Annotated in this window: 23 protein-coding genes; 21 read left to right on the top strand and 2 right to left on the bottom strand. The window is 60.3% G+C overall.

Annotated elements, in window-relative coordinates; translation table 11 throughout:
• The first annotated feature begins 798 nt into the window (after window positions 1-798).
• Genes mraZ through mraY form a run of 7 tightly spaced genes read left to right on the top strand, consistent with a single transcriptional unit; the run spans window position 799 to window position 8481 of the window.
• The gene (mraZ, locus tag H9Q16_RS06995) at window positions 799-1290 is read left to right on the top strand and encodes a division/cell wall cluster transcriptional repressor MraZ (protein ID WP_191074607.1); all 492 of its coding nucleotides are present in this window, start codon (window positions 799-801) and stop codon (window positions 1288-1290) included.
• Window positions 1291-1296: 6 nt separating this feature from the next.
• Window positions 1297-2289 carry a 16S rRNA (cytosine(1402)-N(4))-methyltransferase RsmH gene (gene rsmH / locus H9Q16_RS06990; RefSeq protein WP_191074606.1) on the top strand — a complete coding sequence of 331 codons (993 nt, stop codon included), beginning with the start codon at window positions 1297-1299 and terminating at the stop codon, window positions 2287-2289.
• Window positions 2289-2645: a cell division protein FtsL gene (gene ftsL / locus H9Q16_RS06985; protein ID WP_191074605.1), complete on the top strand. Its 357-nt coding sequence runs from the start codon at window positions 2289-2291 to the stop codon at window positions 2643-2645. The genes rsmH and ftsL overlap by 1 nt, the downstream gene beginning before the upstream one ends.
• Window positions 2642-4429, top strand: a complete 1788-nt coding sequence (locus H9Q16_RS06980) for a peptidoglycan D,D-transpeptidase FtsI family protein (protein WP_191074604.1) — start codon at window positions 2642-2644, stop codon at window positions 4427-4429. The genes ftsL and H9Q16_RS06980 overlap by 4 nt, the downstream gene beginning before the upstream one ends.
• Window positions 4430-4446: 17 nt before the next feature.
• Window positions 4447-5934: a UDP-N-acetylmuramoyl-L-alanyl-D-glutamate--2,6-diaminopimelate ligase gene (locus H9Q16_RS06975; RefSeq protein WP_191074603.1), complete on the top strand. Its 1488-nt coding sequence runs from the start codon at window positions 4447-4449 to the stop codon at window positions 5932-5934.
• The gene (locus tag H9Q16_RS06970; protein WP_191074602.1) at window positions 5931-7358 is read left to right on the top strand and encodes a UDP-N-acetylmuramoyl-tripeptide--D-alanyl-D-alanine ligase; all 1428 of its coding nucleotides are present in this window, start codon (window positions 5931-5933) and stop codon (window positions 7356-7358) included. Before H9Q16_RS06975 ends, H9Q16_RS06970 begins: the two co-directional genes overlap by 4 nt.
• Window positions 7359-7398: 40 nt before the next feature.
• On the top strand, window positions 7399-8481 hold the full coding sequence (gene mraY / locus H9Q16_RS06965) for a phospho-N-acetylmuramoyl-pentapeptide-transferase (protein WP_191074601.1): 1083 nt from the start codon (window positions 7399-7401) through the stop codon (window positions 8479-8481).
• A 15-nt stretch (window positions 8482-8496) separates the two neighbouring features.
• On the opposite strand, the gene H9Q16_RS06960 is transcribed toward mraY, so the two are convergent.
• The gene (locus H9Q16_RS06960) at window positions 8497-9411 is read right to left on the bottom strand and encodes a glutaminase (protein WP_191074600.1); all 915 of its coding nucleotides are present in this window, start codon (window positions 9409-9411) and stop codon (window positions 8497-8499) included.
• 71 nt (window positions 9412-9482) lie between these two features.
• Here H9Q16_RS06960 and murD point away from each other — a divergent pair, with 71 nt between their 5' ends.
• Window positions 9483-10886 (top strand): UDP-N-acetylmuramoyl-L-alanine--D-glutamate ligase, encoded by a 1404-nt coding sequence (gene murD / locus H9Q16_RS06955; protein WP_191074599.1) that lies wholly within the window; start codon window positions 9483-9485, stop codon window positions 10884-10886.
• 7 nt (window positions 10887-10893) lie between these two features.
• Here the strand turns inward: murD and H9Q16_RS06950 are convergent, their stop codons facing one another.
• Complete coding sequence (locus tag H9Q16_RS06950; RefSeq protein ID WP_191074598.1) at window positions 10894-12069, bottom strand: BaiN/RdsA family NAD(P)/FAD-dependent oxidoreductase; 1176 nt, start codon at window positions 12067-12069, stop codon at window positions 10894-10896.
• A gap of 107 nt (window positions 12070-12176) precedes the next feature.
• Here H9Q16_RS06950 and H9Q16_RS06945 point away from each other — a divergent pair, with 107 nt between their 5' ends.
• The 13 genes from H9Q16_RS06945 to ftsA all read left to right on the top strand — a co-directional run bounded on the left by H9Q16_RS06945 (window position 12177) and on the right by ftsA (window position 22905).
• Window positions 12177-12704, top strand: coding sequence for a redoxin domain-containing protein (locus H9Q16_RS06945; RefSeq protein WP_191074597.1), 528 nt, complete (start codon window positions 12177-12179; stop codon window positions 12702-12704).
• 135 nt (window positions 12705-12839) lie between these two features.
• Entirely contained in the window at window positions 12840-13676 is an 837-nt protein-coding gene (locus H9Q16_RS06940; RefSeq protein ID WP_191074596.1) for a hypothetical protein, read from the top strand.
• Window positions 13677-13783: 107 nt separating this feature from the next.
• Window positions 13784-14956, top strand: a complete 1173-nt coding sequence (gene ftsW / locus H9Q16_RS06935; RefSeq protein ID WP_191074595.1) for a putative lipid II flippase FtsW — start codon at window positions 13784-13786, stop codon at window positions 14954-14956.
• A gap of 11 nt (window positions 14957-14967) precedes the next feature.
• Window positions 14968-16068: a UDP-N-acetylglucosamine--N-acetylmuramyl-(pentapeptide) pyrophosphoryl-undecaprenol N-acetylglucosamine transferase gene (locus H9Q16_RS06930; protein ID WP_191074594.1), complete on the top strand. Its 1101-nt coding sequence runs from the start codon at window positions 14968-14970 to the stop codon at window positions 16066-16068.
• Window positions 16065-17483 carry a UDP-N-acetylmuramate--L-alanine ligase gene (gene murC / locus H9Q16_RS06925; RefSeq protein WP_191074593.1) on the top strand — a complete coding sequence of 473 codons (1419 nt, stop codon included), beginning with the start codon at window positions 16065-16067 and terminating at the stop codon, window positions 17481-17483. Before H9Q16_RS06930 ends, murC begins: the two co-directional genes overlap by 4 nt.
• Window positions 17484-17544: 61 nt before the next feature.
• Window positions 17545-17835, top strand: coding sequence for a DUF2484 family protein (locus H9Q16_RS06920; protein ID WP_191074592.1), 291 nt, complete (start codon window positions 17545-17547; stop codon window positions 17833-17835).
• 27 nt (window positions 17836-17862) lie between these two features.
• On the top strand, window positions 17863-18144 hold the full coding sequence (locus tag H9Q16_RS06915; protein ID WP_191074591.1) for a DUF2484 family protein: 282 nt from the start codon (window positions 17863-17865) through the stop codon (window positions 18142-18144).
• A complete protein-coding gene (locus tag H9Q16_RS06910; RefSeq protein WP_191074590.1) occupies window positions 18141-18407 on the top strand; it encodes a DUF2484 family protein in 267 nt (88 codons plus the stop codon). The genes H9Q16_RS06915 and H9Q16_RS06910 overlap by 4 nt, the downstream gene beginning before the upstream one ends.
• Entirely contained in the window at window positions 18404-18688 is a 285-nt protein-coding gene (locus H9Q16_RS06905) for a hypothetical protein (protein WP_191074589.1), read from the top strand. Before H9Q16_RS06910 ends, H9Q16_RS06905 begins: the two co-directional genes overlap by 4 nt.
• A 3-nt stretch (window positions 18689-18691) precedes the next feature.
• Window positions 18692-19627, top strand: a complete 936-nt coding sequence (gene murB / locus H9Q16_RS06900; RefSeq protein ID WP_216859306.1) for a UDP-N-acetylmuramate dehydrogenase — start codon at window positions 18692-18694, stop codon at window positions 19625-19627.
• A 162-nt stretch (window positions 19628-19789) separates the two neighbouring features.
• A complete protein-coding gene (locus tag H9Q16_RS06895; protein ID WP_216859305.1) occupies window positions 19790-20671 on the top strand; it encodes a D-alanine--D-alanine ligase in 882 nt (293 codons plus the stop codon).
• Window positions 20659-21540, top strand: coding sequence for a cell division protein FtsQ/DivIB (locus H9Q16_RS06890; RefSeq protein WP_191074587.1), 882 nt, complete (start codon window positions 20659-20661; stop codon window positions 21538-21540). Before H9Q16_RS06895 ends, H9Q16_RS06890 begins: the two co-directional genes overlap by 13 nt.
• 60 nt (window positions 21541-21600) lie before the next feature.
• Complete coding sequence (ftsA, locus tag H9Q16_RS06885) at window positions 21601-22905, top strand: cell division protein FtsA (RefSeq protein ID WP_191075189.1); 1305 nt, start codon at window positions 21601-21603, stop codon at window positions 22903-22905.
• The last annotated feature ends 172 nt before the right edge of the window (window positions 22906-23077 follow it).

Raw genomic sequence — 23077 nt, 5'->3', positions numbered from 1 at the left:
GAGCGTGATGGGCGGGACGCTGCCGTACCGGACAGGCGTTTAGGACCTGTGGGAAATCGTGGGACACGGCATGGGAAATGATGGGCATGTGTCGGGGCAGGGTGTCAGGCACAGGGCGCATCCGAATCATTTTGAGGGGAAATGGCCACTTTTTGCTTGATCTGGACAGGTTTGCTGTGGAACAAGAGGGGAACATCTAAGTTCGACCGCCGCCGAGCATAAAATTTCTGGGAAAATGAGGGAATTTTCTGCAAATCGTAAGTTTGCACTAGATGTTGTTGCTTATTGACCTTATGGCACAAATTGAGCGATTAACTTAGGGTCAAGATACATATGATCCTGACTTTCTGCGTGCTTAAATCCAATAAAGTATGGTATTACCAAAGAAAAGTGTAGACAGCCCATCAATTCCCATGGCATCCCTATTGCATCGGATGAGAACGGGACACGGGGCACCAAACGACCCCACATAAAAATAAAACCTAGCAGGTTTCATACAGGCACCTCGCTTTCATACGAACAAAGAGATCCGGCGCGCGGGCGAGCAGACATCCCCCCAGGTGGCGCGCGCAGTCGGACTTCCCCGCCACATGCGGGACGAGGGCGGCGGGTTGATCAGTGGCAGCAGATCAACCCGCCGTTTCCACATCCAGCGCATGGATTGTGGTCAAAGGGGGGCGTCTCAGGGGTGAGACGAAAAGAGGACAATTCTACGGATCGCGGGGGCGCGAAGGACGAGTAAGGCGCAAGAGCGCAGGCAGGGTCCCGCCAGGGGCGGGGCAGTAAAGGCAGAGAATAGTGAGCCGCAGGTTCAGAGGCGAAAGCCAACACAAGGTCGATACGAAGGGGCGGGTGTCTATCCCAGCCTCTTTTCGGCGTGTGTTGGAGGCCGGTGATCCGAACTGGAAGCCCGGCGAGGCCCCTGAGCTGGTCATCGTCTACGGCGACGACAAGCGCAATTTCCTGGAATGCTACACAATAGAAGCCATTGACGAGGTGGACGCGAAAATTGACGCGCTGCCGCGTGCCAGCGTCGGCCGCAAAGCGCTGCAACGTCTCTTTCACGGGCAATCGTTCCCGACAAATGTGGATGAAACGGGGCGCCTGGTTCTTCCTGCAAAGCTGCGCAAAAAGATCGATCTGGACGGCGAGGCGTTCTTTTTCGCCACCGGCGACACCTTTCAAATCTGGAAGCCCGAAACCTACGAGACCGAAGAGGGCGCGTGGGTCAACGACTTGCCGGAAGACTTTGATCCGCTGGTCTTTCTGGATGGCACCCCGGGGGAGTAGATCACGATGGCTGCTGCGGCCCCTGATGACACTCGTACACCTCATGTCCCTGTATTATTGCGTCCGCTTTTGGCGGCTGTGGCACCGATTGACGGTATCTGGCTGGATGGCACTTTTGGTGCCGGTGGCTATACGCGCGGGCTGCTTGACGCGGGCGCTGCGCGTGTGATCGCCGTTGATCGTGATCCTCTGGCATTTGAGATGGCCGCAGACTGGGCTGCGGAGTATGGCGACCGGATCACCATGCAGCAGGGCGTGTTTTCGCGGATGGATGACTACGCGCAGGACCTTGACGGCATCGTACTGGATCTTGGCGTCTCATCCATGCAGCTGGATCAGGCCGAACGCGGCTTTTCCTTCATGAAAGACGGGCCGCTGGACATGCGGATGTCACAGGATGGCCCCTCAGCCGCTGATCTGGTCAATGACGCGGACGAAGAAACGTTGGCCAACATCCTGTTTCAATATGGCGAAGAGCGCGCCAGCCGCCGCATTGCCAAAGCCATTGGGCGCGCGCGCGCTGAGGCCCCGATCACCACGACGCTGGATCTGGCCGCCCTCATAGAAGGGTGCCTGCCGCGTGCCAAACCGGGTCAGTCGCATCCCGCGACCCGCAGCTTTCAGGCGCTGCGCATCGCAGTAAACAACGAATACGGCGAGCTTTTTCAGGGTCTTATGGCGGCAGAGCGTGCCTTGAAGGCGGGCGGAAAACTAGCGGTCGTCACCTTTCATTCGGTTGAGGACCGCATGGTCAAACGCTTTCTCACGGCCCGCTCAGGCAGCGGGGGCAACGCCAACCGCTACGCCCCAGAACAGCACCGCGAAGCCCCCCAGTTTCGCGTGGAAAAACGCAAGGCGATTGGCCCGGACGCGCAGGAACTGGCAGAAAATCCGCGCAGCCGGTCTGCCAAGCTGCGGGTGGGGATCCGCACCGACGCCCCACCTGGAGATATTGACGCCAAATCCATCGGCATGCCGATGGTCAAAGGACTGAATTGATGCGTGCGATCTTATACATGTTGACCTCTCTGGCCGTCATCGGCCTGGCGTTCTGGGCCTACCGCGAGAATTACGCGACCCAACAGGCGCTCTCCGAAGCGGACAAGCTGCGCGAGGGCATTCGCACCGCCCATTCAAGGCTGGCCGTGCTTAAGGCGGAATGGGCTTATGAGAACCGTCCCGATCGGTTGCGGGATCTTGCAGATATCAACTTCGACCGGCTGGGCCTTTTGCCGCTGCATCCGGACCAGTTCGGGCAGCTTGATCAGGTGGCGTATCCGCCCCCACCGCCCTTGCCGATCACCGACCCGGTCGATGTCTCAACCATGAATGGCAAAGAGGTAGAGCCGCTATGATCCGCACCCCGCTCCGCCCGCTGGCCCGTATCCTTGACGCCCGTCAGAAGGGCGAAAACCCCGACGCGATCGAGCGGGAAAACAAGCGCATCCGTCACGAGCAGATGCGCGACCAGTCCCGCCTGCGTGCCGAAGGGCGTCTGCTGGTTTTGGGCGTGTTCTTTTTCTGCGCCTTTGCCGTTATTGGTGCCCGCATGGGCCTTTTGGCGACAACTGACCCGGTCGAGCCACGCGCCCACGCGCCGGGCGCCGTCATCTCGGCCTCGCGCGCCGATATCGTGGATCGTAATGGCAACATTCTGGCTACGAACTTTGAAACCCACGCGCTGTATGCGCAGCCCCGTAATATGGTGGACCCCGAGGCGGCGGCGGAAAAACTGGTCGCGGTATTCCCCGACCTTAAAAAAGAACGCCTGATCAAGGACTTCACAGGCAAGCGCAAGTTCCTGTGGATCAAGAAGAAAATCAGCCCAGAGCAGATGCAGGCCGTGCACGAGATCGGCGATCCCGGCCTCTTGTTCGCGCCTCGCGACATGCGGCTTTATCCCAACGGGACCATGGCCGCCCACGTTCTGGGCGGCGCGTCCTATGGCAAGGAAGGCGTTCACGCCGCCGAGGTCATTGGCGTGGCAGGGGCCGAGAAATACTTTGACGACTATCTGCGCGACCCGGCTAACGGGAATAAACCGTTGCAACTTTCCCTTGATCTGACCGTACAGGCCGCGGCGGAACGCGTGCTTTATGGCGGCATGAAACTGATGAACGCCAAGGGTGCGACGTCGGTGCTGATGGATGTGAAGACCGGTGAGGTGATAAGCGTTGTGTCGTTGCCGACGTTTGATCCCAACAACCGCCCGCGGCCTCTGACCGAAGGTGACGCTTCTGACACGCCGCTCTTCAACCGGTCGGTGCAGGGTGTCTATGAACTGGGATCCACGTTCAAGATATTTGCCGCCGTGCAGGCCATTGATCTGGGGCTGGTCAATGCGCGCACGGTGATCGACACCAAGGGTCCCTTCAAGGTCGGGGGCTTCAAGATCGGCGAATTTCGCGGCAAGAACTACGGGCCTCTGTCCGTTTCGGACATCATCGTGAAATCTTCTAATCGGGGAACCGGCCGGATGGCCCTTCAGATCGGGGCAAAGCGGCAGCAGGCGTTCCTAAAAAGCCTCGGGTTCTTTGAGGCGACGCCATTCGAGATTGTCGAGGCCTCGGGCGGCAAACCCCTGTTGCCCAAGCGGTGGACCGATCTGTCAACTGTGACGATCTCGTATGGTCATGGCCTCAGTTCCAGCCCGATGCATCTGGCTGCGGGATATGCGGCCATTGCCAACGGCGGGTTTCAGGTCAAGCCGACGCTGATGAAGCAAACCGGCCCGCAGCTTGGCCCGCGTGTGATGTCTGCACGCGCCGCTGCAGACGGGCGGCGCATGTTGCGCAAGGTCGTTTCCGAAGGGACCGCCAGCTTTGGCGAGGTGCCCGGCTATTTCGTGGGCGGCAAGACGGGCACGGCGGACAAACCCAAGCGCCGTGGCGGGTATTACAAAGACAAGGTGATCGCGACATTTGCGTCCATGTTCCCCGCGCATGACCCGAAATATGTATTGATCGTGACGCTGGATGAACCGGTGGAAACCTCTGGCGACAAACCCCGTCGCACAGCGGGTTGGACAGCGGTGCCCGTCGCCGCAGAGATGATCCGCCGCATCGCCCCCCTGTTGGGACTGCGCCCCGCTGTTGAACCCGACAAAGAGCCCGTGGTAACGCTGATCAGCAGCAACTAAGCCGGAACTGGCACACCATGGGCAGCCCCACCACTACCACGTTGAATTCCTTGGGGTTGATGGCCCGGGGCGGTGAGAATCCCGATCTGCACCATCTCGAAGTGGACAGCCGCACCGTCAAACCCGGCACGCTTTTTGCGGCGATGCCCGGCTCTGAGGTGCATGGCGCGACCTTTGTGGAAGGTGCCCTTGATAAGGGCGCGGTGGCTGTTCTGACAGATGCGATGGGCGCGCGGATTGCGGGCGACGCTGTCAGCGCGGCTGGGGCCGCCTTGATCGTTTCTGAACAACCGCGCGAGGCGCTGGCGCGCACCGCGGCGCTGTGGTTTGGGCAGCAACCCAAAACAATGGTGGCCGTCACAGGCACCAATGGCAAAACCTCTGTCAGCACGTTTGTGCGCCAGATCTGGATCGAAATGGGGTTTGCCGCCGTCAACCTTGGCACCACCGGCGTCGAAGGGGCGTGGGCCGCACCGCTTGTGCATACCACGCCCGAACCGATCACGCTGCACCGCACGCTGCGGGATGCGGTGACAGAGGGTGGCATTACCCACGCCGCGATGGAGGCGTCCTCGCACGGGCTGGATCAGCGCAGACTTGACGGGATCACGCTGACCGCTGCCGGGTTCACGAACTTTACCCAGGACCATCTGGATTATCACGAGACCTTTGAGGCGTATTTTGACGCCAAGGCCGGCCTTTTTGCCCGCGTTCTGCCCGAGGACGGCACGGCAGTGATCAACATGGACGATCCCAAAGGCATCGACATGGCCGCTATTGCCAAGGCGCGAGGCTGTACCGTGATCACTGTTGGGCGGGATGGCGGAGATTTGCATCTTACAAGCCAGCGACTGGATAACACTGGACAGGACCTGCGGTTTGAATGGCGCGGCAAAGCCTATCAAAAGCGGCTTGAGTTGATTGGTGGGTTTCAGGCCGACAACGTGTTGCTGGCGGCCGGTCTGGTCATCGCCTGTGGTGGTGAGCCTGCCGATGTGTTTGACGCCCTGCCGCATCTGACAACTGTCCGGGGTCGGATGCAGCTTGCCGCGACGCGGGGCAACGGGGCGGCGGTCTTTGTCGATTACGCCCACACGCCTGATGCGGTGGCGACCGCCTTGAAAGCGATCCGTCCGCATGTAATGGGGCGGCTGATTGCCATTGTGGGCGCGGGCGGGGACCGTGATGCGGGCAAGCGTCCGCTGATGGGGGCCGCCGCCACGGCACATGCAGACGTTGTGATCGTCACGGATGACAATCCGCGCACCGAAGATCCTGCCACCATTCGCGCCGCCGTGCTGGAAGGCGCACCCGGCGCGACCGAGGTTGGCGACAGGGCAGAGGCGATCCTGCGCGGCGTTGATATGCTTGAGCCAGGCGACGCCCTGCTGATTGCGGGCAAGGGCCATGAAAGCGGGCAGACTGTCGGCACGGACGTCCTGCCTTTCGATGATGTGGAGCAGGCCAGCGTCGCCGTCGCGGCACTGGATGGGGGGCTGGCATGAGTTTGTGGACAAGCACAGAAGCGCAAGAGGCAACGCAAGGGCGCGTGCAGGGGGCATGGACCTGCAATGGCGTGTCCATCGACACCCGCACGATTGAGACGGGCGATTTGTTCGTGGCCCTCAAGGATGTGCGGGACGGCCATGATTTTGTGGCGCAGGCGCTTGAGAAAGGGGCCGGAGCTGCCCTTGTGTCCCGGATCCCGGAGGATGTGGCACCAGACGCACCGCTGCTCATCGTCGAGGATGTTCTGACGGCGCTTGAAAAGCTGGGCACCGCTGCGCGGAACCGGACCAATGCCAAGGTCGTCGCCGTGACCGGCAGTGTGGGCAAGACGTCAACCAAGGAAATGCTGTTGGCCATGCTGGGCGATCAGGGCCGCGCACATGCCTCAGTTGCCAGTTACAACAACCACTGGGGGGTGCCGCTGACCCTTGCGCGGATGCCAGCCGACACCGACTTTGCGATCATCGAGATCGGCATGAACCATCCCGGTGAAATCGCGCCACTTGCCCGTCTGGCACGTCCTGATGTGGCGATGGTGACAACCGTCGCGGCGGCGCACCTTGAGGCTTTCGATGACGTGGCCGGTATTGCCGTCGAGAAGGCGTCCATCTTTGAAGGACTGCCAATCGGCGGGGGTGCCGTGATTAACGCCGATATTGAACACGCCCCGATCCTTCTGGCCAAGGCACACGACTGTCGCCTCCGCGACATTACGTTTGGCGAACATGCCTTTGATTTCAAAATGAAAAGCGTCCAGGTGCAGCAAGATACCACTGTCGTTCAGGCCACCTATGAGGACGCGCCGCTGCTCTTTAAGATTGCAACACCGGGGCGGCACTTTGCCATGAACGGGCTGGGCGCGCTGGCGGTCTGTCATGCGCTTGGGGCGGACATGGCGCTGGCGGCACAATCGCTTGGGCGCTGGTCGCCCTACAAGGGGCGCGGCGTACGAGAAACTATTGTGCTGGACCCGGTCGAGACGCATATGTCGCTTGATCTGATCGATGACAGCTACAACGCCAACCCCACGTCGATGGCGGCCTCGCTGGCGGTGCTTGCGGCCTCAGAAGTGCAGCACAACATTGGGCGCGTTAGCAAAGGGCGCAGGATCGCTTTTCTGGGCGATATGAAAGAGTTGGGAGACGATGCTATAGCACTTCATGCAGGGCTCGCCCATCTGGACGCGACCAGGGAATTGGATGTGATCCATTGCATTGGGCCCCTGATGAAGGCGCTGCATGATCTCTTGCCGGAACATCAGCGCGGCAGGTGGACAGAAACCTCGGACGAGATGTTGCGCGGCCTGCGCGGGCTTCTTGACAGCGGTGACGTGGTACTGGCGAAGGGGTCGCTGTCCATGAAACTGGGGACAATCGTTGACGCGATACACAAAATGGGCCATCCGGTTGATGAGGCCTGAAGGGGCGCAGACCCCAAGATGATGAGTTAGGACGCGATACATGCTCTATTGGTTGACCCTGCTGTCGGATGGTGGCGACTTTTTTAACCTCTTTCGCTACATCACCTTCCGGGCGGGGGGCGCGTTCATGACGGCGCTGATCTTTGGCTTTCTCTTTGGCAAGCCGCTGATCTCTGTGTTGCGTCGCACCCAGGGCAAAGGTCAGCCCATCCGCGATGACGGCCCCGAGGGGCATTTCGTCAAAGCAGGCACACCGACCATGGGCGGGCTTTTGATCGTGGGCGCGCTGCTGACGTCAACGCTGCTTTGGGCGCGGCTGGACAACCCGTTTGTCTGGCTGGTGCTCTTTGTCACGATGAGCTTTGCGGTGATTGGTTTTGCAGACGACTACGCCAAAGTCAGCAAGCAAACCACATCAGGTGTATCTGGCAAGGTGCGGTTATTAATAGGTTTTATCATCGCAGCTATCGCCGGTTACTGGGCCGCGCAATATCACCCCGAAGAACTGCAGTATCAACTGGCCTTGCCCGTATTCAAGGACACGCTGATCAATCTGGGCTTCATCTTTGTTCCTTTCGCGATCATCGTGATCGTCGGTGCGGCCAACGCGGTGAACCTGACCGACGGTCTGGATGGGCTGGCCATTATGCCCGTGATGATCGCGGCTGGTACGTTGGGGGTTATTGCCTATGCGGTCGGACGGGTCGATTTCACCGAATATCTGGACGTGCATTATGTGCCTGGCACAGGTGAAATCCTGATTTTCTGTGCGGGGCTTTTTGGCGGCGGGCTTGGCTTTCTGTGGTACAATGCGCCGCCTGCTGCGGTCTTCATGGGCGACACCGGATCCCTTGCGCTGGGCGGGGCGCTTGGCGCGATTGCTGTGGCAACCAAGCATGAACTGGTGCTGGCTATCGTAGGCGGCCTTTTTGTGGTCGAGGCCCTGAGCGTGATCATTCAGGTGCTTTATTTCAAACGGACCGGCAAGCGGGTTTTCCTGATGGCCCCGATCCATCACCACTATGAAAAAAAGGGCTGGGCAGAGCCGCAGATCGTGATCCGGTTTTGGATCATCTCGCTGATTCTGGCGATGATCGGACTGGCGACGCTGAAGGTCAGATGAATCCGCCCTAGGCGATCAAAAGACGCTCCACTCCATCGCGGTGCTCAGTTGCGCCAGGGCGTGTGTTCCACGCAGCGAATTGCCATAGCGGTTCAACCCCGGCGACCACACCGCGATTGACGCAATCCCCGGCACAACAGCCAGGATCCCGCCGCCGACGCCACTTTTTGCCGGAATGCCAACCCGATAGGCAAAATCACCCGACCCGTCGTAATGGCCGCAGGTCATCATCAGGGCGTTGATCCGCCGGATGCGGGTGCGCGAAATCAGACGCGGCAGACCCGGGGCATCGACCAGAAACCGCCCCGCCAGCGCCAGATCACGGGCGCTCATTTCAATGGCGCAGTGGTGATAATACGTCCCCAGCGTGCGTTCAGGGGTGTTTCTGAGATTGCCGTAAGCCGCCAGAAAATGTGCCAGCGCGGCGTTTCGATGGCCATGGGCGGCCTCTGAGGCGGCGACGCGGTCGTTGATATGGATGTCTTCGTTTCCAGCCGCGGCACGCACAAAGCGCACGATTTCAGCCAGGGCTTCCTTGGGTTCGCGCTGGTCCAGCACCTGATCGGTGGTGACAATCGCACCTGCGTTGATAAAGGGATTGCGCGGACGGCCTTGTTCCTGCTCAAGCTGCATGATCGAATTGAACGCACGCCCCGATGGTTCGCGCCCGACCCGCTTCCATAGTTGATCACCTGACCTGCCCAGGGCAATCGCCAGGGTGAAAACCTTGGTGACCGATTGTACCGAAAACGGCGTTGTTGCATCCCCGGCGGTCATCACGTCCCCCGTGGCGGGTGCGACAGCGATGCCAAACTGTGCCGGCTTGATGCGGGCCAGTTCGGGGATGTAATCGGCGGGAGCGCCCCAGTCATTTTCGGCAAAGGCGTCGTCGGTGATCCGGCGCAACAGGGAAGGAAGATCAGGGCGCAAAAGGACGGCTCCGCCTTGTGATGGGCCGTTCTTGGCCCCATTAAGGGCTCAGCACTATCAGGGGGCGTTGGATGATTCCAGTTCAGGGATTGGAAAGACAGAAGGTTGCAGTGCTTGGGCTTGGGCGCTCGGGCCTGTCGGCCGCGCGCGCACTCAGGGCAGGGGACGTGCAGGTTCTTTGCTGGGATGACAATCCCAAGGCACGCGCCGTCGCCGAAAAGGAGGGGTTCACCGTGCGATCCCTGAAAGGCGCAGAGGATTTTGAGGGGATCGCGCGTCTGATCGTCAGTCCCGGCATTCCCCACCTCTATCCCGCACCCAATCCGGTCGTGGCTGCAGCCCTTGCCGCAAGCGTTCCGGTCGACAATGACATTGGCCTGTTCTTTCAAAGTTTTGCGACGCTGGCCTGGGATAAATTCGATGTCGCCCCCCGGGTGATCGCGGTGACGGGATCAAATGGCAAATCCACCACCTCTGCGCTTATCCATCACATTCTCGAACACGTGGGACGGTCAGCGCAACTGGCAGGCAATATTGGCCGCGGGGTGCTTGATCTGGATCCGGCCGTTGACGGGGATGTGGTCGTGCTGGAGCTGTCCAGCTATCAAACTGAACTGGCGCGCAGCCTGACGCCCGACATTGCGGTCTTCACCAACCTCAGCCCCGATCATCTGGATCGTCACAACGGCATGGGCGGCTATTTCGCTGCCAAACGCCGCCTTTTTGCCGAAGGTGGGCCCGACCGCGCCATCATCGGTGTGGATGAGCGGGAGGGGCTGTTTCTGGCCGGTCAGCTTGCTGAAGCGGCCAGCGACGACCGGGTCATTCGCATCAGCGTCACGCGCAAACTGACGGGGCCGGGGTGGGATGTCTTTGCCCGCAAGGGGTTTTTGTCAGAATATCGCCGTGGCGCGCAGGTGGCTTCAATTGATTTGCGTCAGGTGGCGGGCCTGCCAGGGGACCACAATCACCAGAACGCCTGTGCCGCCTATGCCGCCTGTCGGTCGCTGGGGCTGGCGCCAAAGGTGATCGAGGCCGCGTTTCACAGCTTTGCCGGGTTGCCGCACCGGTCGCAAACCATCGCTCAGGCGAACGGTGTCCGGTTCGTCAATGACAGCAAAGCCACAAACGTGGACTCGGCTGCCAAGGCGCTCGCGGCCTTCCGCAACATCCGCTGGATCTGCGGCGGGCTGGAAAAGGATGGCGGGCTTGACGGTCTGGCCGATGCCTCGGGCGGGGTGCGCAAGGCCTATGTGATCGGACGCGAAGCTGCTGCCTTTGCCATGCAGTTGACAGTCGATACTGAAGTCTGCGGCACCATGGAAACCGCCGTGACCCGCGCCGTTGCCGAGGCTGAGCCGGGCGATGTCGTGTTGCTGGCACCGGCGGCGGCCAGTTTTGATCAATATGACAGCTTTGAACGCCGCGGCGAGGATTTCACAAACCAGGTCAAAAAGGCCATCGGTCAGGGGTAGGCGCAGACTAGCCCGATAAATCCCTTGCGCAGGCCATGGCTGACGACCAGGCCCACTGAAAGTTATATCCGCCCAGCCAGCCTGTCACATCGACAGCTTCACCAATGAAATAAAGGCCTTGCACGTCGTTGCTCATCATACTCCGCGCGTGCAGGGCGTCGGTATCGACCCCGCCCAGGGTGACCTCTGCAGTGCGATAGCCTTCGGTCCCGCTGGGGTGCAGTTGCCAGTTTTTCAACGTGTCGCACAGGTCTTGAAGGCGCTTGTCTGACCAATCGGCCAGATTGCCCTCGATGTTCAGCTCTTGCGACAGATGCGCCACCAGACGCGCAGGCAGATGCTGCGATAGCTCGGTTGTCAGGTTGCGACGGCCAGACTGCTGGCGCAGGGCACGCAAGGTGTCAAAAAGGTCTTGCGCAGGGGTCAGGTTGACGGCGATCGGTGCCCCTTCCTGCCAATAGGATGATGCCTGCAGTACAGAGGGCCCCGATAGACCGCGATGAGTAAAAAGCAGGGCCTCCTCAAACGTGGCGCCGCCTGCCGTCACGGTGCTGGGGACAGACACCCCGGAAATCGGTGCAAAACGCCCATCGGGAAACGTAAAGGGGACAAGGGCGGCGCGGGTGTTGGTGACGGGCAGCCCGAACTGGCGCGCAATGTCATATGCCAGCCCCGTCGCGCCCATCTTTGGAATGGATTTTCCCCCCGTGGCGATGACCAGATGGCGCGCGGTGACAGGGATCGTGCCGGAAGGGGCAATCAGGTCGAACGTGAACAGATCGTTATGCTTTGCAAAGTTGGCGGCACTGGTTTGCAAATGCAGCTGAACGCCTGCGTCGTCCATCATCTTGCGAAGCATCGTGATGATGTCCTTGGCCGAAGTGTCGCAAAACAGCTGACCCAGTGTTTTCTCATGCCAGGGAATGCCATGCGCATCGACCAATTCAATGAAATCAAATTGAGTATACCGCGCCAGCGCGGATTTGCAGAAATGCGGGTTCTGGCTGATGAATGCTTCTGGCGTGCAGTAAAGATTGGTGAAATTGCACCGCCCCCCGCCGGAGATGCGGATCTTTTCACCTGGGGCCTTGGCATGATCTACCACCAGAACGCGCCCGCCAGCATATGCGGCGCACATCATGCCCGCGGCGCCTGCCCCTATGATTGCCGTATCAACCTGCATGGCGCGGCCTTGCCTGTTTCCCAGCCTGTGGTCAAGAAGCTGTGAAAGGGGTTGGGTCCGACCCAGCAACTGCTATCTCTCGCCCTGCACAGATGAAAGGAAAAGTAATGACACCTCTCGCGGCCGGGCAGGCCTTTCCCCAAATGGACATCCCCAAACTTGGCGGCGGCACCCTGCGCCTTGGGGCCCCCAATGGCGCGCATGACTGGCAACTGATCGTGGTATATCGCGGGCTGCATTGTCCGATCTGCAAGAGGTACCTGTCGAAACTTGATGAAATCAAAGAGAAATTCTTTGACCAAGGCGTCGACATCGTAGCCGTCTCGGGCGATCCGGAAGACAAGGCGCAAGCTATGCAGGAAGAGACCGGGTTCAGCCTGCCCTTGGGTTATGCGCTGAGCATCGAACAGATGGCACGGCTTGGCCTCTACGTCTCGGATCCGCGAAGTGCCAAGGAAACGGATCGCCCGTTCCCGGAACCGGGCCTTTTTGTGGTAAATGCCCAAGGCGAGGTGCAGATATTGGATGTCTCTAACGCGCCTTTTGCGCGGCCTGACCTCGAAGGGATTGCGAACGGGATCAAGTTTATCCGCGCCAATGACTATCCCATTCGCGGCACGCACCGCGCCGCATAAAGCGCTGCGTTTGGCCCGCCAGCTTAACGCGCCGCGGCAAAAAACGCTGCGGTGCGGCAATGTGTACAATTGTATACTGTTTTCGCTTCCCTTAGGTCACCCTCATGGATTGATCTTGCGACACGGGACTTTGCGATGACGAAACAGACACTGACCGCAGCAGACCTTGAAGGCCGGGTCCAGTTCCACCACGACACCCAGATCATGGAAGTGAGTTTCCAGAACTGCACGCTGGCCAATTCCGTCGATGTGAACTTCTTTTACGACCACATCGAACAGCAGATCGCCCAGACCGGCGAAAGCCTGTGGTTCTTTCTGGTGAATTATTGCGAAGCGCGCATCGACAATTCTGCGTGGTTTGCATTTTCGCGGCGAGGCAAGGAATTGAACCTTGCCCATTCCATGGGCAGCGTGCGCTTTGATGCGTCTGAGATTACCCGCCGCCAGATCGAACGCGACGCCGGGACAGAAGCCTTTGATCCTAATCTCTTTTATGATCGTGAAAGCGCCATCGAGCGGCTGAAATCCCTGCCGTCAAAGCGCCGAACCAAAGTTGTGCACAAACATAGCTTCACGCTGTCTGACCTGAAGTGGCGGCTTGAATTCATGCCGCAGGAACAGATCATGTATGCTGATTTCTCTGGCATGTCGTTCGAACATTCGACGGATGTGAACGACGTCTATGATTTCATCGAAAGCGAGGTCGGAAAAACCGGGCAAAAGTGGTACTTTCTGGTCAACTACGATGGCACCCGCATCCAGTCACCCGCCTGGGTGCAATATGCGGCACGCGGCAAACGGCTGAATGAAGCCTTTTCGCTGGGCTCTGTCCGCTATGCCCCAGGATCTGAGACAGAGGCTGATATCCGCCGCCGTGCCGAAAGCCAGGACTTTCGCCCCAATATCCGCAACACCCGCGAAGAGGCGCTGGAACGGATCGCCGAGATGAAGGCCGAGGCAGCGCACACCTGAACGCAAGGTTGCGCCCATAAAATCAGTAGATTCGCGGCTGCTTTCTGTTTATGCTTTGCATCAGACCCCGAAAAATGGGGCGTTGAGGCAGTGTAAGGCAGAAGTCCATGACAGAAATGGTCTATGGCGCAGTCCCGGTTGTACGGGGCGGCGAACCGATTCTCCCGAAATGGTGGCGCACCGTGGATCGCTGGGCGATGTCCTGTGTTCTGATGTTGTTTGGTGTGGGGCTTTTGCTGGGTCTGGCGGCGTCTGTGCCGCTGGCCGCCAAGAACGGGTTCGAACCTTTTCATTACGTGCAACGGCAGGCCTTCTTTGGGGGGCTGGCGATTGTTGCAATGATGCTGACGTCCATGATGTCACCCGTTCTGGTGCGGCGTCTGGCGGTACTGGGCTTTCTCGCGGCCTTTGTGGCGCTTGCCTTGCTGCCCTTTTTTGGCACGGATTTTGGCAAGGGGGCGGTGCGCTGGTATTCGCTGGGCTTTGCGTCGATCCAGCCATCAGAGTTTCTCAAACCAGGGTTCATGGTCGTGGCCGCCTGGATGATGGCGGCGTCGATGGAAATCAACGGCCCGCCCGGGCGCACATGGTCTTTTGCGCTGTGCATTGCGATTGTGCTGATGCTGGCGATGCAGCCCGATTTTGGACAGGCCTGTCTGGTGCTTTTTGGCTGGGGCGTGATCTATTTCGTGGCCGGGGCGCCCATGGTCCTGCTGGTCGGCATGGCGGGCCTTGTGATCATTGCAGGCACAGTGGCCTATGCCCATTCTGAGCATTTCGCGCGCCGCATTGACGGGTTTCTCAGCGTCGAAGTCGATCCGACAACGCAACTGGGCTATGCCACCAACGCGATCCGCGAGGGCGGTCTTTTTGGTGTCGGCGTGGGCGAGGGGCAGGTGAAATGGTCGTTGCCTGACGCGCATACGGATTTCATCATCGCGGTTGCGGCAGAGGAATACGGGCTGGTTCTGGTGCTGTGCATCATCGCGCTTTACACGGTCGTTGTGGTGCGGTCTTTGCTGCGTCTCGTGCGCGAACGCGACCCGTTCATTCGTCTTGCGGGAACCGGGCTGGCGTGCATGTTCGGTGTACAGGCGATGATCAACATGGGTGTCGCGGTGCGCCTGTTGCCCGCCAAAGGCATGACACTCCCATTCGTGAGCTACGGTGGATCCTCGGTCATCGCGTCCGGGATCGCGGTCGGCATGTTGCTGGCATTTACAAGATCTCGGCCACAGGGACAGCTTTCTGATATACTGGGGCGCAACAGGGCGCGGTAAGGGTCGATTACATGGCTTCACCACTTCTGATCATCGCAGCCGGCGGCACGGGGGGGCACATGTTCCCCGCGCAGGCCCTGGCCGAGGTGATGCTGGCGCGTGGCTGGCGGGTAAAGCTGAGCACCGATGCGCGCGGCGCGCGCTACACCGGCAATTTTCCGACTGACGTCGAGATCACCCAGGTGCGCTCTGCCACCTTTGCGCGTGGCGGTGCCCTGGCCAAGGCAACGGTGCCATTCAAGATCGGTGCCGGTGTGATCCGCGCCGTGATGCGGATGATGCGCGAAAAACCTGCTGTGGTCGTGGGCTTTGGCGGGTATCCGTCGATCCCCGCACTTGCCGCCGCCACGCTGCTCAGGCGCCCCCGGATGATCCATGAGCAAAACGGCGTACTGGGCCGGGTCAATGCGCTCTTTGCCCCGCGGGTCGACGCGGTCGCCTGCGGTACATGGCCCACCAAGTTGCCGGATGGCGTTGAGGGCGTACACGTTGGCAACCCTGTTCGCAGCACGGTGCTGGACCGGGCGGGGGCAAGCTATATCCCCCCCGGTGATTACCCGATGGAGGTGTTGGTGATGGGCGGCTCCCAAGGCGCGCGGATCCTCAGCGATGTGGTGCCGCCCGCGATTGCCGGGTTGCCCATGGCAATGATCAAGAACATCCGCGTCAGTCACCAGGCCCGCGAGGAAGACGGCCAGCGGGTGGCGGATTATTATGCGCAAGCCGGGATCGACGCCGATGTGCAGCCCTTCTTTGAGGATGTCCCGCGCCGCATGTCCGAAGCGCAGTTGGTGATCAGCCGGGCAGGCGCCTCAAGTGTTGCGGACATATCCTGCATCGGCCGCCCCTCGATCCTGATCCCCTTTGCCGCCGCCACCGGCGACCATCAGACCGCCAATGCGCGTGGACTGGTCGAGGCCGGGGCTGCCATCATGGTGCCCGAAGACACAGCCACGCCAGAGAACGTCACGGCACAGATTGAATCGATACTTGGCAATCCTGATGGGGCGTTGCAAATGACGCTCGCTGCCCTGTCACTGGGCAAACCCGAAGCCGCAGAGGCCCTTGCCCAGATGGTGCAGGACCTTGCGCAAAAAGGAAGTCGGACATGAATGCTGCTGCCACCAAACTGCCTACCGACGTGGGCCCCATCCATTTCGTCGGCATCGGCGGAATTGGTATGTCGGGCATCGCCGAGGTGTTGCTCAACCATGGGTATACCGTGCAGGGCTCGGACCTCAGAGCGTCCAAGATCACGGACCGTCTGGCCGGGCTGGGCGCCACGATATTCGAAGGCCAAAAGGCCGAAAACATCGAGAATGCCGAAGTTGTTGTGATCTCGACCGCGATCAAGAGGGGCAACGCGGAACTGGATGCGGCCCGGGCGCGAGGTCTGCCGGTCGTGCGTCGGGCTGAAATGCTGGCCGAACTGATGCGGCTGAAATCCAATATCGCGGTCGCGGGCACGCATGGCAAAACCACCACCACAACGATGGTCGCCGAATTGCTTGTGGCCGGCGGCATCGACCCTACCGTGATCAACGGGGGTGTCATCCACGCCTATGGCTCAAACGCGCGGATGGGCGACGGCGAGTGGATGGTGGTTGAGGCCGATGAAAGCGACGGCACTTTCAACCGCTTGCCCGCAACGATTGCCATCGTCACCAACATTGACCCCGAGCACATGGAGCATTGGGGCGATTTCGACACCCTGCGCCAGGGCTTCCTGGAATTTGTCAGCAACATCCCTTTCTACGGGCTGGCCGTCTGCTGCACGGACCATGCTGAGGTGCAAAGCCTCGTCGGCAAGATCAGCGACCGGCGCGTCATCACCTATGGTTTCAACGCACAGGCCGACGTACGCGCCGTGAACCTGCGCTACGAAGGGGGCATCGCTCATTTCGACATTCAGCTTCAGACCGAAGATATCGTCATTGAAGACTGCGAACTGCCGATGCCGGGGGACCACAACGTCTCAAACGCACTGTCGGCTGTTGCGGTCGCGCGCCATCTGGGCATGAAGGCGCAGGAAATCCGCGCCGCGCTCAAGGCCTTTGGCGGCGTTAACCGCCGCTTTACAAAGGTGGGCGAAGTTGATGGTGTGACCATCATTGATGACTACGGCCATCACCCGGTTGAAATCGCTGCCGTGCTCAAGGCGGCGCGTCAGGCAACCGACGGGCGCGTAATCGCCATTCACCAGCCGCACCGCTTTAGCCGACTGTCGGGGTTGTTCGATGACTTTTGCGCCTGTTTCAATGACGCAGACGTGGTGGGCATTGCGGATGTCTATGCCGCGGGCGAAGACCCGATCGAAGGGGCAGACCGCGACGGCCTTGTTGCGGGGCTGATCCGTCATGGGCATCGGCACGCGCGTGCGGTGCAAAACGAGCGTGATCTGGCGCGGCTTGTCAACGAACAGGCCCGTCCGGGTGACATGGTCGTCTGTTTGGGTGCCGGTACGATCAGTGCCTGGGCCAACGGGCTGCCGGAAAAATTGCAGGCGCTGAAAGACGCCGCAGCCTGACGCAAAGCGGGCCGGTAAAGAGCCCGCAGCGTCCAACGAAAGAACAGAGAGGCAAAGAGCAATGACACCAATTTTCTGGATATCCATTACTTGGGTTCTGGCCGCGACCGCCGTGGTCAGACTACCCTTGCACCAGCGTAGCCTTGTGGGCGCGCTTTTGCTGTTGGCGGCCCTCCCGATCCTGATCTCCATCGGGATGCAGGTCGGTTGGTTCATGGCGCTGCTGGCATCGGTGGCCGTAATCTCGGCCTATCCCAATATCGTGGAACTGGCCCGCGCCCTTTATCGCCGCGAGCGGGTCAAGATTGATACAAACACCCTGCGTTTTCTGGTGGCACCCGGTGCACTCTAAATATGCTGCGCGGCAGGGAGACGTGATATGATGCTGGTCTGGTTTTCAATCGGCTGGGTCTTCGCCAGCGTCGTGGTGGCAATGCTGCCCATGCGGCATCAGTACTTTCCCGGCATCGCGCTGTTGCTGGCGGCACCGGTGCTGATCGTGCTGGTAGGTCTGCAGTTTGGCTGGATCTTCAGCTTGCTGGCGGTCTTTGCCTTTGTCTCCATGTTTCGCAATCCGTTGAAATATATCTGGGCCAAGGCGCGGGGTCAGAATCCGCAGTTGCCGCGTGAATTCGCCTCAAAGAAAGGGATATCTCAATGAGCACGTCTATCGTCCTTGCCTGCCTGTGGGGGGTGATCGCCAATATTATTGCCATGACCCCCAGCAAGGATCATCACTGGCGCAACGCCTATATCCTGATTGCCGTGGGCATCCCCATTCTGGGTCTTATTACGGCTGAGCACGGACCGTGGATCGGCCTGTTGGTCTTTGCAGCGGCCTGTTCGGTTCTGCGCTGGCCGGTGATCTATCTGGGTCGCTGGATGCGGCGCAGCCTTGCTGGCGCGAAAGGGCCCGTCGAATGACGCCTTTGGTTGCTGGCCTTGTCGTGGTCCTTATTGCCTGGATGGTGTTGTGCATCCTTTGCGGGTACCGCCGCCGTCTTGTCTTGTTTTTGGGGGTATTGGTCACCGGGCTGACGCTTAATCAGGTCTGGATGTACCTTGGCCTTCAGGCGAAACCGACCGAACTGAACGCGGTTGTTGCGCAGCTGGCCGTTGTGTTCTACGGGCTGTCTGCCTTTGGGGCCGGCTGGTTTGTCAGCCGCGTCACGCGGGCATGGGTGGAAAGCCGGGTCGGAGATTAGGACATGCAGATCGATATCAGCGCGTTGCCAGCGGTGCGCGGCACTCTGACGCCGCACCGTGCGCTCAGCGATTTGACGTGGTTGCGCGTGGGCGGACCTGCGGATGTGCTTTTTCAGCCTGCCGATGTCGATGATCTGAGCGAATTTCTGCACGCGCTGCCGGCAGATGTTCCGGTCTTTCCCATGGGTGTGGGGTCGAACCTGATTGTGCGCGACGGCGGGATCCGGGCGATCGTGATCCGCATGGGGCGCGGCTTCAATTCGATCTCGATCGACGGGGAGCACGTCACTGCCGGTGCGGCCGCATTGGACGCGCATGTGGCGCGCAGGGCGGCGGATGCTGGCCTGGACCTTAGTTTTCTGCGCACGATCCCCGGCGCGGTCGGCGGGGCAGTGCGGATGAACGCAGGCTGCTATGGCTGCTACACCGCAGATTTCTTTGTCTATGCGCAGGCCGTCACGCGGGCAGGGACGCTGATCACGCTCACGGCGGATGACCTGAATTTCCGGTATCGCCAGACCGACCTGCCAGAGGGCGCGGTCATCGTATCGGCCACCTTTGCCCCGCCTGCGGGGGAGCCCGAAGCGTTGCACGCGCGCATGGAGGAACAATTGCGGAAACGGGACGAAACCCAGCCCACCAAGGACCGAAGCGCGGGCAGCACCTTTCGCAATCCGGCGGGTTTCAGCTCAACCGGGGCGGCGGACGATGTGCACGACCTGAAAGCCTGGAAAGTCATCGATGATGCGGGGTTGCGCGGGGCCACAAGGGGCGGCGCGCAGATGTCGCCGAAACACCCGAACTTTCTGATCAATACCGGAACGGCGACCGCTGCCGATCTCGAAGGGCTGGGCGAAGAGGTGCGAAAAAAGGTTTACGATTCAAGCGGTATCACGTTAGAATGGGAAATCATGCGCGTGGGCGAATTTGAGCGGTAAGATCGGTCCCAATACCGACGTGATACCGACACATTACCGACGTCATGCAGCAGGGCCAAAACGACGGGTTCTGACATTATAACGAGGGCCGAAAAGGCTCCGGGAAAGTAAGGCACTCCGGTGGGTACGTCGAGCAGGACAACCCCGACAGTGGCGGTATTAATGGGCGGGCCCTCAGCAGAACGCGAGGTGTCGTTGTCCACGGGCACAGCCTGCGCTGCAGCACTGCGGGAACATGGTGGCTACAATGTGGTCGAGGTCGATGCGGGCCGCGACCTTTGTGCTGTTCTGCTGGACCTCAAGCCCGACACTGTTCTCAATTGCCTGCATGGGCGCTGGGGTGAAGACGGCTGTGTGCAGGGGCTGCTGGAATGGCTGAACATTCCGTATTCGCATTCCGGCGTGCTGGCCTCGGCGCTGGCGATGGACAAGCAACGCTCAAAAGAGGTTTACCGTCACGCGGGCCTGCCGATTGTTGAAAGCGTGATCCGCTCAAAGGCGGATGTGCGTGCTGCGCACGTGATGCCGCCACCCTATGTCGTCAAACCAAACAATGAAGGGTCGTCGGTCGGCGTTTATCTTGTGAACGCGGAAAACAACGGCCCGCCGCAGCTGGACGATGACATGCCCGATTTTGTCATGGTCGAAACTTATGCACCGGGTCGCGAGCTGACGACAACCGTGATGGGGCAGCGCGCGCTGACCGTCACCGACATTATCACGACCGGTTGGTACGATTACGATGCCAAGTACAAGGAAGGCGGATCGTCCCACGTGGTTCCCGCCGATGTCCCGGCAGAGATTTTCGACCTTTGCATGGACTACGCTGTGCGGGCGCACAACGCGCTGGGGTGCCGGGGTGTCAGCCGCACGGACTTCCGCTGGGACGAGAGCCGCGGCGTCGATGGTCTGATCCTGCTCGAAACAAACACGCAACCCGGCATGACGCCCACGTCACTTTCTCCGGAGCAAGCAGAGGCCTGCGGCATCACTTTTGGACAGCTGTGCGCTTGGATGGTGGAGGACGCTTCATGTTCTCGCTAAGGCGCGACCGGAACGATCACGCGAGGTCCGATCCCGCGCCCTCGCGCTGGGCATGGCGGATGCAACGGTTGATGCTGACACCTGCGTTTCGCTTTGGCCTGCGCGTTGGTGTGCCGTTCTGCGTTACGCTGTTGGCGGGGACGGTCTATTTGGCCGACCCAGACCGACGCGCAGCCATTGCTGAAGGCGTTGCCGATGCCCGTGCCAGTATCGAGGAACGTCCTGAATTCATGGTCAAGCTGATGGCAATCGACGGGGCCAGCGGGACGCTGGCCGCAGACATCCGTACGGCTGTGCCCTTGGACTTCCCGCAAAGCTCCTTCGATCTGGACCTCACAGCGATCCGCAAGCAGATCAAAACGCTGAATGGCGTGAAATCGGTGAATGTCCGCATTCGTCCGGGCGGTGTGCTTCAGGTCGATATCACGCCGCGCGTTCCTGTGGCCATCTGGCGGAACGAAGACGGTTTGGTGCTGGTCGATGCAGCCGGCGCGCATGTCTCGGCCATTGCGGCCCGCGCTGAATTTCCGGGTCTACCCCTGATCGCAGGCGAGGGCGCCGCGCGCCATGTACCCGAAGCGCTGGCGCTGCATCAGACAGCCGCCGTTCTGGGGGACCGGCTGAAAGGTGTGGTGCGCATGGGCAATCGGCGCTGGGATATCGTCCTGGACCGCGAGCAGCGCATTCTTCTGCCCGAGGAAAAAGCGATGCAGGCGCTTGAGCGGGTAATCGCCCTGGAAAAGGCTGAACACGTTCTGAGCCGGGATGTGGCGCGGGTGGATTTGAGGCTGGCGCATCGGCCGACTGTGCGCATGACGAAAGACGCCACCGAAGCGTGGTGGGATATCAAACAAGGCACCGAAGACTAACTTTGGGCCCTTAATCTGAGGCGGGACAAGACGATGGATCTATACGACAGCCAACGCTCAATGCGTCATATGCGCAAGCTTGCTATGCAGCGCGGGGTGGTCGCCATTCTCGATGTGGGCAGTTCCAAGATCGCCTGTCTGGTTCTGCGTTTTGACAGCTCGGGTGAACTGGATGACACGGGCGAGATTGGGTCGCTGGCGGGGCAGTCCAATTTTCGGGTCATCGGGGCGGCGACAACCCGGTCGCGCGGGGTCCGCTTTGGCGAGATCTGCGCGATGGGCGAAACCGAGCGGGCGATCCGCACCGCGTTGCAGGCTGCGCAAAAGATGGCTGGCATCCGTGTGGACCATGTGATTGCATGTTTTTCCGGCGCGGAGCCGCGCAGCTATGGGCTGGATGCGCAGATCGATCTTGAAGGCGACATGGTGTCTGAACAGGACGTGGCACAGGTGCTCGCTGCATGCGATGTGCCCGAATATGGCGAAGGGCGCGAGGTGCTGCATGCGCAGCCCGTGAACTTTGCGCTGGATCATCGGTCTGGCCTTGCCGACCCACGCGGGCAGTTGGGCAACGAATTGTCGGTGGACTTGCACATGCTGACGGTGGACGCCGCCGCGATCCAGCATCTGGCGCACTGTATCAAGCGCTGTGATCTGGAACTGGCGGGGATCGCCAGCTCATCCTACGTCTCGGGTATTTCCGCGCTGGTGGAAGATGAACAGGAACTGGGTGCGGCCTGCATCGATCTTGGTGGCGGGTCTACAGGCGTGTCGATCTTTATCAAAAAGCACATGATCTATGCCGATGCCGTTCGCATGGGGGGGGACCACGTAACCTCGGATATCTCGATGGGGTTGCAGGTGCCCACCGCAAACGCCGAACGGATCAAGACGTTTTACGGTGGCGTGCATGCGACTGGCATGGATGACCGTGAAATGATCGAAATCGGGGGGGACACCGGAGATTATGAACATGACCGCCGGACGGCGTCGCGGGCGGAACTCATCGGGATCATGCGCCCGCGGGTAGAGGAAATACTTGAAGAAGTACGCGTGCGGCTTGATGCCGCCGGTTTTGATCACCTGCCAAGCCAGCAGATCGTTCTGACCGGGGGCGGTAGTCAGATACCGGGTCTGGACGGTCTGGCCAGCAAGATCCTTGGCCAACAGGTGCGTCTGGGACGGCCCTTGCGCGTCCATGGTCTGCCGCAGGCGGCGACGGGCCCCAGTTTTGCCTCTGCCGTTGGACTGGCGCTTTTCGCTGCCCATCCGCAGGATGAATGGTGGGATTTTGACATTCCGGCGGACCGCTATCCTCAGCGGTCGCTGAAACGCGCGGTAAAGTGGTTTCGCGACAATTGGTAGGGTGACATAGCATCCGTTCAGCGCTATCTTTGAGAAATCGCACGTGTGGCAAAAGACCACGAACACAAGAACAGCGGTACCGGGACGAGCAGGTTCCGACATTTGACACAAAAGACCCGAATCGCGCGGCGCGTGGCCGTGCGGCGGTGCTGCTTGTTGTGGTGAGCGACAG

This window comes from Sulfitobacter aestuariivivens (assembly GCF_014763045.1).
GTDB lineage: Bacteria > Pseudomonadota > Alphaproteobacteria > Rhodobacterales > Rhodobacteraceae > Sulfitobacter > Sulfitobacter aestuariivivens.
This window is presented reverse-complemented; position numbering and strand designations above follow the sequence as displayed.

Excerpts from the sequence above, each read along its gene's own strand:
- murD (WP_191074599.1), top strand. The coding sequence starts at position 9,483 with ATGATTCCAGTTCAGGGATTGGAAAGACAGAAGGTTGCAGTGCTTGGG.
- H9Q16_RS06970 (WP_191074602.1), top strand. The coding sequence starts at position 5,931 with ATGAGTTTGTGGACAAGCACAGAAGCGCAAGAGGCAACGCAAGGGCGC.
- H9Q16_RS06945 (WP_191074597.1), top strand. The coding sequence starts at position 12,177 with ATGACACCTCTCGCGGCCGGGCAGGCCTTTCCCCAAATGGACATCCCC.
- mraY (WP_191074601.1), top strand. The coding sequence starts at position 7,399 with ATGCTCTATTGGTTGACCCTGCTGTCGGATGGTGGCGACTTTTTTAAC.
- H9Q16_RS06940 (WP_191074596.1), top strand. The coding sequence starts at position 12,840 with ATGACGAAACAGACACTGACCGCAGCAGACCTTGAAGGCCGGGTCCAG.
- ftsL (WP_191074605.1), top strand. The coding sequence starts at position 2,289 with ATGCGTGCGATCTTATACATGTTGACCTCTCTGGCCGTCATCGGCCTG.
- H9Q16_RS06905 (WP_191074589.1), top strand. The coding sequence starts at position 18,404 with ATGACGCCTTTGGTTGCTGGCCTTGTCGTGGTCCTTATTGCCTGGATG.
- H9Q16_RS06950 (WP_191074598.1), bottom strand. The coding sequence starts at position 12,069 with ATGCAGGTTGATACGGCAATCATAGGGGCAGGCGCCGCGGGCATGATG.
- H9Q16_RS06890 (WP_191074587.1), top strand. The coding sequence starts at position 20,659 with ATGTTCTCGCTAAGGCGCGACCGGAACGATCACGCGAGGTCCGATCCC.
- murC (WP_191074593.1), top strand. The coding sequence starts at position 16,065 with ATGAATGCTGCTGCCACCAAACTGCCTACCGACGTGGGCCCCATCCAT.
- ftsA (WP_191075189.1), top strand. The coding sequence starts at position 21,601 with ATGCGTCATATGCGCAAGCTTGCTATGCAGCGCGGGGTGGTCGCCATT.
- H9Q16_RS06920 (WP_191074592.1), top strand. The coding sequence starts at position 17,545 with ATGACACCAATTTTCTGGATATCCATTACTTGGGTTCTGGCCGCGACC.
- murB (WP_216859306.1), top strand. The coding sequence starts at position 18,692 with ATGCAGATCGATATCAGCGCGTTGCCAGCGGTGCGCGGCACTCTGACG.
- H9Q16_RS06930 (WP_191074594.1), top strand. The coding sequence starts at position 14,968 with ATGGCTTCACCACTTCTGATCATCGCAGCCGGCGGCACGGGGGGGCAC.
- H9Q16_RS06980 (WP_191074604.1), top strand. The coding sequence starts at position 2,642 with ATGATCCGCACCCCGCTCCGCCCGCTGGCCCGTATCCTTGACGCCCGT.
- H9Q16_RS06915 (WP_191074591.1), top strand. The coding sequence starts at position 17,863 with ATGATGCTGGTCTGGTTTTCAATCGGCTGGGTCTTCGCCAGCGTCGTG.
- H9Q16_RS06975 (WP_191074603.1), top strand. The coding sequence starts at position 4,447 with ATGGGCAGCCCCACCACTACCACGTTGAATTCCTTGGGGTTGATGGCC.
- H9Q16_RS06910 (WP_191074590.1), top strand. The coding sequence starts at position 18,141 with ATGAGCACGTCTATCGTCCTTGCCTGCCTGTGGGGGGTGATCGCCAAT.
- ftsW (WP_191074595.1), top strand. The coding sequence starts at position 13,784 with ATGACAGAAATGGTCTATGGCGCAGTCCCGGTTGTACGGGGCGGCGAA.
- H9Q16_RS06895 (WP_216859305.1), top strand. The coding sequence starts at position 19,790 with ATGGGCGGGCCCTCAGCAGAACGCGAGGTGTCGTTGTCCACGGGCACA.
- rsmH (WP_191074606.1), top strand. The coding sequence starts at position 1,297 with ATGGCTGCTGCGGCCCCTGATGACACTCGTACACCTCATGTCCCTGTA.